Genomic DNA, 15,374 nt, shown 5'->3' on the forward strand with positions numbered 1-15,374 from the left:
ATTCTAGGAAGGCCGCCATGCCCGTGCCGGGCGCCGTGGTTACACCTGCGAACAGGCCTTACCCCATCCGCGCCGATAGAGTGGCCGCACCGGCCCGTCCGGGCCGGCCGCGGCTTCGCTTCTTCCCCACGACAAGGAGACAGCAATCATGGCGCATCCCATCCTCCCACTCTGGCCGGCGGCACCGCTGGCGGCCGCCCTGCTCGCCCTGGCGGGGTGCGGCAGCTCCGACAGCTCCGACGGCCCGCAGGCCGGCGCGGTGGTCGACACCAATCCCGACAGCTGCTCGGTGGTCTCCAGCAGCGGCCAGCCCATCGTCGTGGGCTCGGGCGTGGCTGGCGACCCGGCGGCGCCCGAGGCGGCCTCGGGCTACCGCCTGGGCTACAAGGCCAAGCATTCCAGCAAGTACATGGTGGTGGCCAACACCCCGCTGGCCACCAAGGCCGGCTGCGACGTCCTGCGCGCCGGCGGCAGCGCAGTGGACGCGGCGGTGGCCGTGCAGGCGGTGCTGGGGCTGGTGGAGCCGCAGTCCAGCACCATCGCCGGCAGCGCCTTCATGCTGCATTACGACGCGGCCAGCCGCAAGGTCGAGGCCTACGACGGGCGCGAGACGGCACCCGCCGCCGCCACCGGCTACTACCTGACGCGCCAGAACCAGGCCGATGCCGGCTCCCCCGCGCCGCTGCCCAGCGCACGGCGCAGCGGTCGCTCGATCGGCGTGCCGGGCGTGATGCGCATGCTGGAGCTGGCGCACCGCGAGCATGGCCGGCTGGCCTGGAGCCAGCTGTTCGGCGAGGGCATCCGCCTGTCCACCGATGGCTTTCGCGTGCCGCAGCGCCTGGCTGGGGCGATTGCCAGCAACGCCGCCAGCCTGGCGCTGGACGCCAACGCGGCGCAGACCTATTTCCTGCCCGACGGCACGCCGCGCCCGGCGCTGTCGACCATGACCAACGCACCCTACGCCGCCACGCTGCGCGCGCTGGCCGACCAAGGCGCCGGGGCGCTGTACAGCGGCCCGATCGCCGAGGCCATCGTCGCCAAGGCGCGCCAGTCGGTGGGCGACGACGACGCGCGCACGCCCATCACGCCCAGCCTGATGACGCTGCAGGACCTGGCCGCCTACCAGGCCAAGAAGCGCGAGCCGGTGTGCAGCAGCTACCGCGCCAGCTACTACGTGTGCTCGATGTCGCCGCCGTCCTCGGGCGGCATCGCCATCGTGCAGGCGCTGGGCATTCTGGAGAACTTCAACCTGGCGGCCTACCCGCCGTCGCCGCCGCTCGACGAAGGCGGCGTGCCCAGCGTCATGGGCGTGCACCTGGTGAGCGAGGCCGAGCGCCTGGCCTACGCCGACCGCGACAAGTACGTGGCCGACACCGACTTCGTGCCGCTGCCCGGGCGCGGCGTGGCCTCGCTGCTGGACAAAAACTACCTGAAGGCGCGCGCCGCGCTGATCGATCCCAACCGCAGCATGGGCACGGCGCAGGCTGGCGTGTTCGACGCCGCCAGCGCGCGCCAGGCGCTGGACCGCACGCTGGAATACGGCACCACGCACTTCTCCATCGTCGACGCCTACGGCAACGTGGTTTCCATGACCACCACGGTGGAGTCCAGCATGGGCTCGTTCCACATGGTCGGCGGCTTCTTGCTGACCAACCAGCTGACGGACTTTTCCGCCCAGCCGCAGGACAGTGCCGGCCAGCCGGTGGCCAACCGCGTCGAGGCCGGCAAGCGCCCGCGCAGCACCATGGCGCCGACGCTGGTGTTCCGCGGCACCGAACCCGGCGACTTCCTGATGGCCACCGGCTCGCCCGGCGGCGGCAACATCATCCAGTACGTGCTGAAAACCGTGGTCGGCGCGCTGGACTGGCGGCTGGACGCGCAGCAGGCCACATCGCTGGTCAACTTCGGCGCCAGCAACAGCCCGGTGACCAACGTCGATGGCTCCAACACCGCGCTGGACCTGACCGGGCTGGTCGAGGGCCTGAAGGCCAAGGGGCACCAGGTGTCCACGGCCGCGCAGTCCAGCGGCGTCTCGACCATCCTGCGCGTGCAGCGCGGCGGTCAGGCGCAGCTCGAAGGCGGCGTGGACCCGCGGCGCGAGGGCATCGTGCTGGGCGACGGCGCGCTGTAGCGCCCGGGCTGGCGGCAGCGGCGCAAGGCGCCGCCGCCAGCCTGTCACTCAGGCGCGCGCGGGGTCGTAGCGCGTGCGCGCCAAGCGGAAGGTGAGGTTCCAGCGCTCGGCGCCCAGCAGCGGGTGCCGGCCGTCGGCCAGCCGGTTCACGCCGTGGTAAGTCATGCGCGACGGGCCGCCCCAGACCAGCACGTCGCCGTGCTGCAGCAGCACGCGCCGCACCGGGTCCTGGCGGCGCAGGCCGCCCCACAGGAAGGTCGCCGGCAGGCCCAGCGAGACCGAGACGATGGGCGCGGACAGGTCTTGCTCGTCCTCGTCGCGGTGCAGCGTGAGCCGGTTGCCCGGCCGATAGCGGTTCATCAGGCAGGCGTCGGGCACGAAGCCGGGATGGCCCGCCGCGGCGGCTGCCGCGCTGGCCTGCGCGCGCAGCCATTCGGGCATCGCCGGCCAGGGCCGGCCCGAGGCCGGGTCCAGCGCGGCGTAGTGGTAGCGGCGCGCATCCGACACCCAGCCCCAGCCGCCGCAGTTGGTCATCTGCACCGACAGCGGCGCGCCGCCCGGGCGCACCATGGTGCGAAACGGCGCCTGCGCGGCGATGGCCGCCACCTGCGCCACCCACTCAGGCGCATGCGCGCGCGCCCAGCCGCGCAGCAGCACGGCGCCGTCGGCGAGGGGCTCGGCATGGGGCGCGGGCGGGTCGAACAGTTCAAGCGTCATGGCAGAGGGGGATTGTAGGAAGGGCCCGCGCCGGCCGGCCCCAGGCTCGCGGCACGGCAATGCCGCACCGCAGCGCGGCCTTACCGTGCAGCCGGGCGCCGCCGAGGCACGCCGGCGCGCACAATAAGCGGCTGCCGACCGCCTGCGCGCGTGCGGCGCGGCCGGCCCTGCGCCCGGCCGGATTTCAGCATTCAAATCGGCCTGCAGCCCTTATGTTTAAAGGGCCTGTAGCTATCAAAAAGAGAGTTTCTTCCTTTGTCCCCCGCGCTTTCCGTCCTACACGACGTTTTCGGCTACGAGCAATTCCGCGGCCCGCAGGAAGCCATCATCGAACACGTCTGTGACGGCGGCGACGCGCTGGTATTGATGCCCACCGGCGGCGGCAAGTCGCTGTGCTACCAGGTACCGGCGATCGTGCGGCGCGAAGCCGGCCACGGCGTGACGGTGGTGGTCTCGCCGCTGATCGCGCTGATGCACGACCAGGTCGGCGCGCTGCTGGAGGCGGGCGTCGAGGCGGCGTTTTTGAACTCCACGCTGGACTGGACGCAAACGCGCGAGGTCGAGCAGCGCCTGGCGCGCGGCGAGCTGACCCTGCTGTACGCCGCGCCCGAGCGCGTGACCACGGAGCGCTTCATCGCGCTGCTGGACGGCCTGCACGCGCGCGGCCAGCTGTCGCTGTTCGCCATCGACGAGGCGCACTGCGTGAGCCAGTGGGGACACGACTTCCGGCCCGACTACCGGCAGCTGGCGCTGCTGCACCAGCGCTTTCCCGGCGTGCCGCGCGTGGCGCTCACCGCCACCGCCGACGAGCTCACGCGCGCCGACATCCTGCAGGGGCTGGAGCTGGGCGACGCGCGCCTGTTCATCAGCAGCTTCGACCGGCCGAACATCCGCTACCGCATCGAGGAAAAGAAGGAGCCGCTGGCGCAGCTGATCCGCTTCATCGAGCGCGAGCACCTGGGCGAGGCTGGCGTGGTCTATTGCCAGAGCCGCAAGCGCGTCGAGGAGATGGCGCAGGCGCTGCAGGACGGCGGCATCAACGCCCTGCCCTACCACGCCGGGCTGCCGGCCGAGGTGCGCCAGCAGCACCAGGACCGCTTCCTGCGCGAGGACGGCATCGTCATGGTGGCCACCATCGCCTTTGGCATGGGCATCGACAAGCCGGACGTGCGCTTCGTGGCCCACGTGGACATGCCGAAGAACATCGAGGGCTACTACCAGGAGACCGGCCGCGCCGGGCGCGACGGCTTGGCCGCCGACGCCTGGATGGTCTATGGCCTGCAGGACGTGGTGAACCAGCGCCGCATGATCGACGACGGCGACGCGGGCGAGGAATTCAAGGCGGTATTGCGCGGCAAGCTGGACGCCCTGCTGGCGCTGGCCGAGGCGACCGACTGCCGGCGCGTGCGGCTGCTGCGCTATTTCGGCGAAGAATCACAGCCCTGCGGCAACTGCGACAACTGCCTGCAGCCGCCGGCCGTGTGGGACGGCACGGACGCGGCCAGGAAGCTGCTGTCCACCATCTACCGCGTGCACCAGGCCAGCGGCATCAGCTTCGGCACCGGGCACATCATGGACATCGTGCGCGGCAAGGACAGCGACAAGGTGCGCCAGTTCGGCCACGACCAGCTGTCCACCTTCGGCGTGGGCCGCGAGTATTCCGAGGCGCAGCTGCGCGGCGTGCTGCGCCAGCTGCTGGCCATCGGCGCGGTGGGCGTGCACCGCGTGCTGCTGGACAGCGGCCACAGCTTCGACACGCTGGTGCTGACCGAAGGCTCGCGCCCGGTGCTGCGCGGCGAGCAGCCGGTGGCGCTGCGCGAGGCCACCGCCCAGGCCGCCCCGCGGCGCACGCGCCGCGCCGCCGCGCCGCCGGTGGCCGCGGCCAACCTGGACCAGGAGGGGCAGGTGCGCTTCATCAACCTCAAAGCCTGGCGCGCCGAGGTGGCGCGCGAGCACAACCTGCCGGCCTACGTCATCTTCCAGGACAAGACCCTGGCGGCCATCGCCGAGCGCAACCCGACGAGCGTGCACGACCTGCAGGGCATCAACGGCATGGGCGCGACCAAGCTGGAGAAGTACGGCGCCGAAGTGCTGCGCGTGTGCCGCGCGGGCTGACGGCCGGCGCGGCGCCGCTGGCCGCTACAGCGCGAAGATCTTGCCGGGGTTCAGGATGCCCTGCGGGTCCAGCGCCTGCTTGATCGCGCGCATCATCGCCACCGCGGCCGCGCCGGCCTCGTCCAGCAGGAAGTCCATCTTGTGGATGCCCACGCCGTGCTCGCCGGTGCAGGTGCCACCCAGTGCCAGCGCGCGCGCCACCAGCTGGCGGTTCAGCTGCTCGGCGGTCTCGCGCTCGGCCGGCTGCCGCGGATCGATCAGGTAGCCGAAGTGGAAGTTGCCGTCGCCCACATGGCCGACCAGGAAGTACGGGATGCCGCTGGCGTCGGCCTCGGCCACCGAGTCCAGCAGACAGTCGGCCAGGCGCGAGATGGGCACGCAGGTGTCGGTGCTGATGGCCTTGCAGCCCGGGCGGCTTTGTACGGCGGCGAAATAGGCGTTGTGCCGCGCGGTCCACAGGCGCGTGCGCTCCTCTGGCGTGGTGGCCCATTCGAAGGCGTTGCCGCACCAGTCCTGGGCGATCTGCTGCACGGCTTCGGCCTGCTCCTGCACGCCGGCGGGCGAGCCGTGGAACTCCATCAGCAGCATGGGTTCTTCCCGCAGCGTCAGCTGCGAGTGCGCGTTCACCAGCCGCACGCTGTTGGCATCGATCAGCTCGACGCGGGCGATCGGCACGCCCAACTGGATGGTCTGGATCACCGTGCGCACCGCCGCCTCGATGCTGGGGAACGAGCACACCGCCGCGCTCACCGCCTCGGGCAGCGGGTACAGGCGCAACGTGACTTCGGTGAAGATGCCCAGCGTGCCCTCGCTGCCGACCATCAACCGCGTCAGGTCGTAGCCGGCGCTGCTTTTCCTGGCGCGGGTGCCGGTGCGGATAGTCTCGCCGCTGGCGGTGACGACCTGCAGCGCCAGCACGTTGTCGCGCATGGTGCCGTAGCGCACGGCGTTGGTGCCGCTGGCGCGCGTGGCGGCCATGCCGCCGATGCTGGCGTCGGCGCCGGGGTCGATGGGGAAAAACAGGCCGGTGTGCCGAACAGCCTCGTTGAGCTGCTTGCGCGTGATGCCCGGCTGCACCGTCACCGTCAGGTCGTCGGCGTCGATGGCCAACACCGCGTTCATGCGGCTCACGTCCAGACTGATGCCGCCGCGCACGGCCAGCAGGTGCCCTTCCAGCGACGAGCCGGCGCCGTAGGCGATGACTGGCACGCCGTGCCGCGCGGCCAGGCGCACCGTGTCCTGCACGTCCTGCGTGCTTTCGGCAAACACCACGGCCGCCGGCGGCGGCGCGCTGATCGAGCCCTCGTCACGGCCGTGCTGTTCGCGCACCGCCAGCGCGGTGCTGAGCTGGCGCGCATCGAAGCGCGCGGCCAGGGCGTCAAGCAGCGCCTGTGGTGCGCTGGCGAAGGAATAGGAGGACGGCAGGGCGTTCATGGCAATGGGCGGCAGGAAGGGAGCGGCCATTGTAGGAACCGCCTCCGAGCCATGAAAAAACCCGCCGGACCGGGGTCGGGCGGGTCTGCCGGCGGCGTCAAATGCCGCACAAGGCGCTCAGGCGCTCATCAACGGGCGCCGCTGGGCGACGGATCGGTCTTGGGAGCGCCCGGGGTGGAGTGCGGGGTGTTCGAGCGGTTCTGCACCTCGGCGCCCGGGGCGGCCTCGTGGTCACCCGTGTGCGCAGCGTTCTTCTTCATCTGCGCCTTGTGCGGCTTGTTCTTGCCGTCCTTGCCCGGCGTGGCGTGGGGCACGTTGGAGCGGTTCTGCACGTCGGCGGTCGCGCCGCCAGTGGCGGCAGCGGCATTGCCCATGCCGGCGAATGGCGACGAGCCCTTGGGAGCGTCCTGGCTCACGGCCGACTGGGTATTGGTGGTGTGCGGCGCGCTGGACTGGCTCATGCCGGCAAACGGGGACACGGGCTGGTTCTGCGCGTGCGCCAGGGTCGAGCCCAGGGCCACGGCGGCGAACAGCATCACGCTGCGAAACTCGAACGAGGAAGGGGACTGCATGGACATGATGGACTTTCGTTGTGAACGGAAAAGACCCGTGCATTGCACCCCAGGCCTGGCGTACAGGCCAGACTTTTTGCCACCTGTTGCCCGGCACGACAATTGACCGGGCATTTGTAACAAGCGCGCGCTTCCTGCCTGCGCATTCATCCGAAGGAAACCTACATGGGCAATCGACTCAGCCAGATCGCCACCCGCACCGGCGACGACGGCACCACCGGCCTGGGTGACAACACCCGCGTGTCCAAGGACAGCGCACGGCCGCACGCCATGGGCGACGTGGACGAGCTCAACAGCCATATCGGCCTGCTGCTGTGCGAGGACGTGCTGCCCGACGACGTGCGCGAGCTGCTGATCGACGTGCAGCACCAGCTGTTCAACCTGGGTGGCGAGCTGTCCATCCCCGGCTACGAACTACTCCAGGACGATGCGCTGCTGCAGCTGGACCAGGCGCTGGCGCACTACAACGCCACGCTGCCGCGCCTGCAAGAGTTCATCCTGCCGGCCGGCACACGCGCCGCATCGCAGGCGCATGTCTGCCGCACCGTGGCGCGCCGCGCCGAGCGCGCGGTGGTAGCGCTGCAGCGCAGCGAGGCCATGCGCCCCGCGCCGCGCCAGTACCTGAACCGGCTGTCGGACCTGCTGTTCGTGCTGGCGCGGGTGCTGAACCGGCACCGCGCCGACGGCAGCGAAGGCGCGGAGGTGTACTGGTCCAGCCAGCGGCTGGCGCGCGCGCAGGCGCCACAACCGCCCCAGGACGACTGAGCCGGGCCGGCCACCCTGCCGGCTCAGAGGCGGTTTACTACTTTTTTTATAGCTAACGCCCCTTGAAATAAAAGGGCCGAACGCCTTTTTGACCTGAAGCGGCCCGTCCGGCGCCGGGCGACCTTCAGCGCGGCGCCAGGATGGCCATGGTGATGCGCGAGACGCAGGTGGGTCGGCCCGCGTCGTCGGCCATCTCGATCTGCCAGACGTGGGTGGTGCTGCCGCCGTGCAGGCGCCGCGCGGTGCCGGTGACCCAGCCCGAGGTGGCAGCGCGCAGGTGGTTGGCGTTGATCTCCAGGCCCACGGCGCGGTGCCCTTCGGGGCACGAGCAGGCCGCGCCGACCGAGCCCAGGGTCTCGGCCAGCGCCACGCTGACGCCGCCGTGCAGCAGGCCGTAGGGCTGGCGCGTGCGCTCGTCCACCGGTACACGCGCGCGCAGCCAGTCGGGGCCGATCTCGGTGAATTCGATGCCCAGGTGCGACACGGCGGTGTTCGTGCCCAGCGCGTTCAGCGCCTCGAGGCTCATGGGGCGGGTCCAGAAGGTCATACGGGGCTTTCGGAAGGTTCAGGGAGACAAACGGCAGGCTCGGCGAAACCTTACCCGGACGGCACCGGCGCGCGCTGCTGCCTGGGCGACAGGCGCGGCACGGGCTGGGCGCCCCCTCACGGGCGCATGCTGCCGGTGTCCAGCCAGCGCTGGTGCCAGGTCAGCGCCTCGCCCAGCAGGTGCGGCGTGTGCTGCGCGCCGCCGCTGCGCCGGGCGCGGTCGAAGTAGTCCTGCAGCAGCGGGCGCCAGTCGGGGTGGGCGCAGCGGTCGATGACGACCTGTGCGCGCTGGCGCGGCGACAGGCCGCGCAGGTCGGCCAGGCCCTGCTCGGTGACGATGATCTGCGTGTCGTGCTCGGTGTGGTCCACGTGCGAGACCATGGGCACAATGCACGAGATGCTGCCGCCCTTGGCGGTGGACGGGGTGACGAAGAACGACAGGTAGCCGTTGCGCGCGAAGTCGCCCGAGCCGCCGATGCCGTTCATCATGGCGCTGCCCATCAGGTGGGTGGAATTCACGTTGCCGTAGATGTCGGCCTCGATCATGGCGTTCATGGCGATCACGCCCAGGCGCCGCACCAGCTCGGGGTGGTTGCTGATCTGCTGCGAGCGCAGCACGATGCGCTCGCGGTAGAAGTCGATGCGCTCGGTGAACTCGCGCATCGCCTCGGGACTGAGCGAGATCGCCGTGGCCGAGGCGGCGCGCATCTTGCCGGTGCGGATCAGCTCCAGCATGCCGTCCTGCAGCACCTCGGAAAACCCCAGCAGTTCCTCGAACGGCCCGTCCAGCAGCCCGGCCAGCACCGCGTTGGCCACATTGCCCACGCCGGACTGCAGCGGCAGCATGTTCTTCGGCAGGCGACCTTTTTGTACCTCGTGTGCCAGGAAGTCGATGATGTGCCCGGCGATGGCGCGCGAGTCGGCATCCGGTTTGGCGAACGCCGTGTGCCGGTCGGCATGGTGCGTGGGCACCACGGCGATGACCTTGGCCGGGTCCACGCGCAGGTAGGGCTCGCCGATGCGCTCGGTGGCGTGCTCCAGGTGGATCGGCTTGCGCCGCGGCGGGATGGCGGTGCCGTAGTAGATATCGTGCATGCCCTCCAGCTCGCGCGGCGGCAGGGTGTTGACTTCCAAGATCACGTGCTGGGCGATGTCCAGCCAAGTCTTGTTGTTGCCCACCGAGGCCGAGGGAATCAGGCGCCCGTCGGGCAGGATGCCCAGCACCTCGACCACCGCCACATCCAGCGGCCCCAGAAAGCCGAACCAGGCCTGCTGCGCGACGTGCGACAGGTGGATGTCCACGTAATCGATCTCGCCGGCATTGATGCGCTGGCGGCACAGCGGGTCCGACTGGAAGGGCAGGCGCTGGGCGATACCGCCCACCTTGGCCAGCGCGCCATCCAACTCGGGCGATGTAGAGGCGCCCGTCCAGACGTTGACCTTGAACGGCCGCCCGGCGGCGTGCTCGGCCTCGATGCGCGCGGCCAGTGCCTGCGGCACGGCCTTGGGGTGGCCGGAGCCGGTGAAGCCGCTCATGCCGACGGTGGCACCTGCGGGGATCAGCGCCGCCGCCTCGGCCGCGCCCATGACGCGGGCGGACAGCCCGGGGTGTTCGATGCGCGCGCGCGGGGCGCCGCTGGTGGGAGACGAAGTAGCAGCAGGGGAAACAGGGGACGAGGACAAGGCAGGCTCCGCAGGTCCGCTGGCGGACGCTGGCTCAGGAAAGAAAGGAAAAAACAAACCCGGCACCGCACACCGGCGCCTATGGCAGCAGCCGGGTCCAAGGCCGCCGGCCGCGCGTGGTGCCGATCTTATCCAGGGTTTACCCGAGTAGCCGCGCGCCTGCTTACGATCCGACACACGATGTCCAGCCACGCCCCCATCCCCTGCCCGTCCTGCCACGCCCCGATGGAACAGCATCGCCTGACGGCCAGCGACGGCGGCGCGCTGGTGCTGGATGCCTGCTTTGCCTGCCAGGGCCTGTGGTTCGACCCGTGGGAGAACACACGCCTGGCCCCGGCTGCCGTGCTGGGGCTGTTCGAGCTGCTGCACCAGCGCCGGCACGAGCAGCACCGGCCGGTCGGCCAGCGTCTGGACTGCCCGCGCTGCAGCGCTGCGCTGGAGCGCGGATATGACCTGGCGCAGAGCGGGCGCTACGTTGCCTGGCGCTGCCCGCAGCGCCACGGGCGCTTTTCCACCTTCGGCGCCTTCATGGTCGAGAAGGGCTTCGTGCGCCACCTGAGCCAGCTCGAAGTCGAGGCGCTGGCGCAGCGCGTCGGCACCATCGCCTGCACCGCCTGCGGCGGCAGCGTGGATCTGCGCCGCGACGCCGCCTGCCCGTGGTGCCGCTCGGCGCTGTCGCTGCTCGATCCGCAGGCCGTGGAGCGGGCGCTGCAGCGCTTCGGCGATGCGGCGCGGCATGCGCAGCAGCGCGGCGCTTCGCCCGATGCCCTGGCGGATGCGCTGATCGCGCTGGAGCGCCAGCGCGCCCGCGAGCAGCGCGAGGCCCAGCGCCAGCGCCTGAACGGCACGGACGAGCGCTTCGACCTGCTGGCTGCCGGCGTGGAGCTGGTCTGGTCGTGGTTCCGCCGTTGACTTGGCGCTCTTTATTCCATAGCTGCAGGCCCTTGCAACACATGGGCCTGCGGCCGATTTCCTTTCAAACCCGTGGGCGCGCGTCCAGCGCCCTGCCAGTCCGTCTGCCTACAGGCGCAGGGGAAGTTGCAGCACGCCGGCATGCCGGCCATCGGCGAACACTGCAGGCACTACTAGCGACAGCGTGAGGGGAAGATCCCGGAGCGCAGCCCGGCGCGGCAGGCAAGTCGTGCAGGGCGGCACCGGAGACAGCTCATCCACCATTCATTTGCAAGGAAGCCACTGCCATGTCGATCCACAACTCTCTGAAGACCATTTCGTTCGCCGCCGCTCTGGGCCTGGCTGCCGCCGGCGCCTGGGCACAGACTAGCGACACCACGCCGCCGGTCGCCCCTTCGCCCACCGGCAACTCGCCGGCCCCGCAGGTGAGCAACAGCCAGAATGCCCTGGGCAACACCGGCGGCACCACTACCGGCACCACCGGCACCATGTCCAACAACAATGCCGGCATGAACAACAACAACGCGGGCATGAACAACAACACCGGCATGACCGGCACTGACCGCAGCAACATGGGCACCAGGGCCAACAACCGCAGCACGCGCAACCGCGCGGCCCGTGCCGACCGCAACTGATGTCCTGCGCGGCGCGGGCGGTGGCGCGGGTAGCCCGGCCATTGCCAGCGTCCGGCGCTTGACGCTCGACGCAAGCCGGCACGCCATGGGGCGTGCCGGCTTTTTTATTTTCACGGGAGATTCCATGGCGCAACGTTCCCGGCGCACCCGATCCGGCCAGTCCGCGGCGTTGCTGGCGGCCCTGCTGGCTTGCTTGCCGGCCATGGCGATGGCCACGCAGGCCCGGCCATCTGCCGCCCAGACCGCTGACACGGCACAACGCCAGCCCCAGCCGCCCCGCCTGCCGCGCGAGGTGCAGGCAACGCTCGACTGGGTGCGCGCCAGCGGCAACAACGCCGGCCTGCCGTTCGCGCTGATCGACAAGCGCGGCGCGGCGGTGCATCTGTTCGACGCCGAGGGCAGTTGGCAGGCCTCGTCGCCGGTGCTGCTGGGCCTGGCCAAGGGCGATCACTCGGTGCCGGGCATTGGCGAGCGCCCCATCGCCCAGATCGCCCCGCACGAGCGCACCACCCCGGCCGGGCGCTTCGTCACCGAGCCGGGCGAGAACCTGCAGGGCACGGACATCGTGTGGGTGAGCTACGACGACGCGATCTCCATGCACCGCGTGCGCCCGACCAATCCGGCCGAGCGGCGGCTGCAGCGCTTGGCCAGCGCGACAGCGAAGGACAACCGCATCTCCTACGGCTGCATCAACGTGCCGGCGCGCTTTTACGACCGCTTCATTGCGCCGACGCTGGGGCGGGCGCCGGGCGTGGTCTATGTGCTGCCGGAGACGCAGTCGGCGGCAGCATTCTTCGGTTTCGACTGAGACGCTGTCAGTGCGCCGGCGTGGCCGGCGCGCCGTCCTGCTGGCCGCGCGACAGCAGCGCGTTCAGGATGATGGCGCCGAAGGTGGCGGTGCCGATGCCGCCCAGGGCGAAGTCGCCGAACTTCAGCGTGAACTCGCCCGTGCCCAGGATCAGCGTGATGGCGGCGACCAGCAGGTTGCTGCTGCGCGAGAAGTCCACCCGGTTGTCGACCCAGATCTTGGCGCCGGCAATCGCAATCAGGCCGAACACCACGATGGACACGCCGCCCATGACCGGCAGCGGAATTGCCTGGATCAGCGCCCCGAACTTCGGGGAAAAGCCCAGCAGCACGGCGATCAGCGCCGCCACCAGGAACACCGCCGTCGAGTAGATGCGCGTGGCAGCCATGACGCCGATGTTCTCGGCATAGGTCGTCACCCCCGTGCCGCCCACCGCGCCGCTGACCATGGTGGCCACGCCGTCGCCGATGAAGGCCCGGCCCATGTACTGGTCCAGATTGCGTCCGGTCATGGCCGTAACGGCCTTGATGTGGCCCAGGTTCTCGGCCACCAGGATGATGACCACCGGCACGATCAGCAGCATCGCCGGGCCGCTGAACACCGGCGCGTGGAACTGCGGCATGCCGACCCAGGCGGCAGCGGCCACGCCCGACAGGTCCACCGGCTTGCCCAGCCCCAGGCCGTTGGTCAGCAGCGCGTAGGCGATGCTGGCCACGATCAGCCCGACCAGGATCAGCAGGCGCTGCACCATGCCGCGCGTGAACACCGCCACCAGCGCCACGCAGACGAAAGTGAGCGCCTGCATCCAGGCCTCGAAGTTGTTCGCCGCCATGTTCTTGACCGGGACAGCCGCCAGGTTCAGCCCGATCACCGCCACCACCGCGCCGGTGACCACCGGCGGCATGAAGCGCTCGATCCAGCCGGTGCCGATCACGTGCACCAGCACGCCGACGAGCGCATACACCGCGCCGCAGGCGATGATGCCGCCCAGCGCCAGACCGATGGCCTCGTTCGGCCCCTTGCCGGCATAGCCGGTGGCGGCGATGACCACGCCGATGAAGGCGAACGACGAACCCAGATAGCTGGGCACCCGGCCGCCAGTGATCAAAAAGAAGATCAGCGTGCCGATGCCGCTCATGAACACCGCCAGGTTCGGGTCGAACCCCATCAGGATCGGTGCCAGCACCGTCGAGCCGAACATGGCGATGACGTGCTGCACGCCCATCAACCCGGTCTGCGGCCAGGGCAGGCGCTCCTCCGGGCCAATGACCCCGCCCGTGCGCAGCACGTCGGCGCTGCGCTCCCGCCATTGAAACCATCCTATTGCCATCGTGTGCTCCTGCGCGTCAGAAAAAAGGTGGCGCGATGGTAGAGACTTTGTGGAGCGCTGGCGCGTTTCACATGAAAAACGGCACCAGCCCTTTATTTGCAATGGCCTGCAGCTATCAAAACCAAAGCAAAACCGTCCATCAATGGCAGCGGCCCGCCTGCGCCGCGGCCTGGCCGGCGCCCGTCACCGCCTGGCTGGCCGTCAGCGCGCCCGCCAGCACGGCAGCGGCACCGCTGCTGGCGTCGGGACCGTCGAAGGTCGCCTCTCCGGCGGCGAACGGTCCGGTAGTGGCCTGTGGTGCTGCGCGCGGCAAAGGTCCAGGCGGCGCTGGCCGCCGCGTGTCACCGGCTACACGCCGGCTGCCGGCATGCGCGCCGGCCAGGCCGGGCGCCGCCCGGTCAGCTGGCTGACGATGGCCGCCTGCAGCGGCGGCAGGCGCAGCGCGCCGGCCAGCACCGCGCGACGCGCCAGGCGCGGCAGCGCGCGCGTGTCGGTGTACAGCCGCACGATGGCGTTGGTGCCCTGGAAGATCGGCCAGGCGTGCAGGTGCTGCTGGCGCGCATAGGGCTGCAGCACGCCGGGCGCGCCGATGTCCAGCCCGCGCGTGCGCGCATCGGCCAGCACCCGGCCCAGCGTCTCGACGCCGGCCAGCCCCAGGTTGTAGCCGTGCGCGGTGACCGGGTGCATGCCCACGGCGGCGTCGCCCAGCAGCGCGCAGCGCGGGCCGGTGAAGCGGTGCGCGTAAACGGCCACCAGCGGATAGGCGTGGCGCTCGCCCGTGAGTTGCATGGCGCCCAGGCGATGGTCGAACTGCTCGGCGACGCGGTCGGCGAAGTCCTGCGGCGCCAGCGCCAGCAGCGCCTGCGCCTGCGCGCTGTCGGCGGTGACCACGGCCGAGCACAGCGGCGCGCCGTCCACCACATCGTCCGGCAGCGGCAGTACCGCCAAGGTGCGGTCGTAGCCGAAGCATTCGTGCGCCACCTGGTCGTGCGGTCGCTCGCAGCGCATGCGGCAGACGATGACGGTGCGGCCGAAGTCGGTCATCGACGCGCCGATGCCCAGCTGGCGGCGCGTGGCCGAGTAGCGGCTGTCGGCGGCCACCACCAGCGGCGCGCGCAGGCGCTGCGTGGCGCCTTCGGGCGCGCCGGCCGGCAGGTACTCGACCTCGGCATGCGCGCTGGTGGTGCCCACGCGTTGCACGCGCGCGCCGGTCAGCAGGCGCACATCCGGCGCATGGCGAGCCACCTCCCAGGCGGTGCGCCGCAGCGCGTGGTTGGGCACGATCCAGCCCAGGTGCTCCACACCGCTGCCGCCGGCGTGCAGGTGCAGCGGTCGGCGCGCGCCGACCGGGCCGTCGTGCACCTCGGCGGCGCGCAGCAGGCCGACCTCGTGCGCGGCCAGGCGCTGCCAGCTGCCCAGGCGCTGCAGCAGTGCCACGCTGGGGTGCGTCAGCGCGATCTCGCGGCCGTCGGGCGCAGGGTCGGCCAGCCGCGCCTCATCCTGCAGCTCCAGCACCGTGGCGCTCAGGCCGGCTTGGCCCAGGCCGGCCGCCAGCGACAGCCCGGCCGGGCCGCCGCCGACGATGAGCACATCGCAATCGTGAGAGGAGGAAGGGCTTGGGTTCATGGCGATACGAAATAGGCGGGAAAACGGTCGCAGCCAGTATGGCAGGGCGAGGCCCTGACGAGCCGGGCGCGGGATTGTCGGCCGCCCGGCGCGGCCCACC

At 70.8% G+C, this 15,374-nt stretch carries 14 protein-coding genes; 6 read left to right on the top strand and 8 right to left on the bottom strand.

What is annotated here, in order from left to right; genetic code table 11:
* Positions 1–148: 148 nt before the first annotated feature.
* Positions 149–2,131 carry a gamma-glutamyltransferase family protein gene (locus tag BLQ61_RS02915; RefSeq protein WP_091566556.1) on the top strand — a complete coding sequence of 661 codons (1,983 nt, stop codon included), beginning with the start codon at positions 149–151 and terminating at the stop codon, positions 2,129–2,131.
* A gap of 48 nt (positions 2,132–2,179) precedes the next feature.
* On the opposite strand, the gene alkB is transcribed toward BLQ61_RS02915, so the two are convergent.
* Entirely contained in the window at positions 2,180–2,848 is a 669-nt protein-coding gene (alkB, locus tag BLQ61_RS02920; protein ID WP_091566558.1) for a DNA oxidative demethylase AlkB, read from the bottom strand.
* A 255-nt stretch (positions 2,849–3,103) separates the two neighbouring features.
* On the opposite strand from alkB, the gene recQ reads away from it, so the two are divergent.
* Positions 3,104–4,963, top strand: coding sequence for a DNA helicase RecQ (recQ, locus tag BLQ61_RS02925; RefSeq protein ID WP_091566561.1), 1,860 nt, complete (start codon positions 3,104–3,106; stop codon positions 4,961–4,963).
* 24 nt (positions 4,964–4,987) lie between these two features.
* Here the strand turns inward: recQ and BLQ61_RS02930 are convergent, their stop codons facing one another.
* The gene (locus BLQ61_RS02930) at positions 4,988–6,397 is read right to left on the bottom strand and encodes an FAD-binding oxidoreductase (RefSeq protein WP_091567445.1); all 1,410 of its coding nucleotides are present in this window, start codon (positions 6,395–6,397) and stop codon (positions 4,988–4,990) included.
* A 128-nt stretch (positions 6,398–6,525) separates the two neighbouring features.
* The gene (locus tag BLQ61_RS02935) at positions 6,526–6,975 is read right to left on the bottom strand and encodes a hypothetical protein (protein ID WP_091566563.1); all 450 of its coding nucleotides are present in this window, start codon (positions 6,973–6,975) and stop codon (positions 6,526–6,528) included.
* A 159-nt stretch (positions 6,976–7,134) separates the two neighbouring features.
* Between BLQ61_RS02935 and BLQ61_RS02940 the strand changes: the two genes are divergently transcribed.
* Positions 7,135–7,734: a cob(I)yrinic acid a,c-diamide adenosyltransferase gene (locus BLQ61_RS02940; protein ID WP_091566565.1), complete on the top strand. Its 600-nt coding sequence runs from the start codon at positions 7,135–7,137 to the stop codon at positions 7,732–7,734.
* 124 nt (positions 7,735–7,858) lie between these two features.
* Here BLQ61_RS02940 and BLQ61_RS02945 read toward each other — a convergent pair whose 3' ends face one another.
* Together BLQ61_RS02945 and scpC are read right to left on the bottom strand one after the other, a co-directional pair.
* The gene (locus BLQ61_RS02945) at positions 7,859–8,281 is read right to left on the bottom strand and encodes a hotdog fold thioesterase (protein WP_091566567.1); all 423 of its coding nucleotides are present in this window, start codon (positions 8,279–8,281) and stop codon (positions 7,859–7,861) included.
* 116 nt (positions 8,282–8,397) lie between these two features.
* Positions 8,398–10,200, bottom strand: a complete 1,803-nt coding sequence (scpC, locus tag BLQ61_RS02950; RefSeq protein WP_483823608.1) for a succinyl-CoA:acetate CoA-transferase ScpC — start codon at positions 10,198–10,200, stop codon at positions 8,398–8,400.
* Between scpC and BLQ61_RS02955 the strand changes: the two genes are divergently transcribed.
* The 3 genes from BLQ61_RS02955 to BLQ61_RS02965 all read left to right on the top strand — a co-directional run bounded on the left by BLQ61_RS02955 (position 10,144) and on the right by BLQ61_RS02965 (position 12,318).
* A complete protein-coding gene (locus BLQ61_RS02955; protein WP_091566571.1) occupies positions 10,144–10,875 on the top strand; it encodes a zf-TFIIB domain-containing protein in 732 nt (243 codons plus the stop codon). The genes scpC and BLQ61_RS02955 overlap by 57 nt on opposite strands.
* 287 nt (positions 10,876–11,162) lie before the next feature.
* Complete coding sequence (locus BLQ61_RS02960; RefSeq protein ID WP_091566573.1) at positions 11,163–11,510, top strand: hypothetical protein; 348 nt, start codon at positions 11,163–11,165, stop codon at positions 11,508–11,510.
* A gap of 124 nt (positions 11,511–11,634) precedes the next feature.
* Positions 11,635–12,318 (top strand): hypothetical protein, encoded by a 684-nt coding sequence (locus BLQ61_RS02965; RefSeq protein WP_091566576.1) that lies wholly within the window; start codon positions 11,635–11,637, stop codon positions 12,316–12,318.
* 7 nt (positions 12,319–12,325) lie between these two features.
* On the opposite strand, the gene BLQ61_RS02970 is transcribed toward BLQ61_RS02965, so the two are convergent.
* From BLQ61_RS02970 to ubiM, 3 genes are all read right to left on the bottom strand, one after another.
* Entirely contained in the window at positions 12,326–13,642 is a 1,317-nt protein-coding gene (locus tag BLQ61_RS02970; RefSeq protein WP_091567447.1) for a solute carrier family 23 protein, read from the bottom strand.
* 145 nt (positions 13,643–13,787) lie between these two features.
* Positions 13,788–13,961 (bottom strand): hypothetical protein, encoded by a 174-nt coding sequence (locus BLQ61_RS17310; RefSeq protein ID WP_175488203.1) that lies wholly within the window; start codon positions 13,959–13,961, stop codon positions 13,788–13,790.
* A gap of 35 nt (positions 13,962–13,996) precedes the next feature.
* Positions 13,997–15,274 carry a 5-demethoxyubiquinol-8 5-hydroxylase UbiM gene (gene ubiM, locus BLQ61_RS02975; protein WP_091566578.1) on the bottom strand — a complete coding sequence of 426 codons (1,278 nt, stop codon included), beginning with the start codon at positions 15,272–15,274 and terminating at the stop codon, positions 13,997–13,999.
* Positions 15,275–15,374 lie beyond the last annotated feature (100 nt).

The sequence above is a fragment of the Oryzisolibacter propanilivorax genome, from assembly GCF_900103645.1.
Taxonomy (GTDB): domain Bacteria; phylum Pseudomonadota; class Gammaproteobacteria; order Burkholderiales; family Burkholderiaceae_C; genus Melaminivora; species Melaminivora propanilivorax.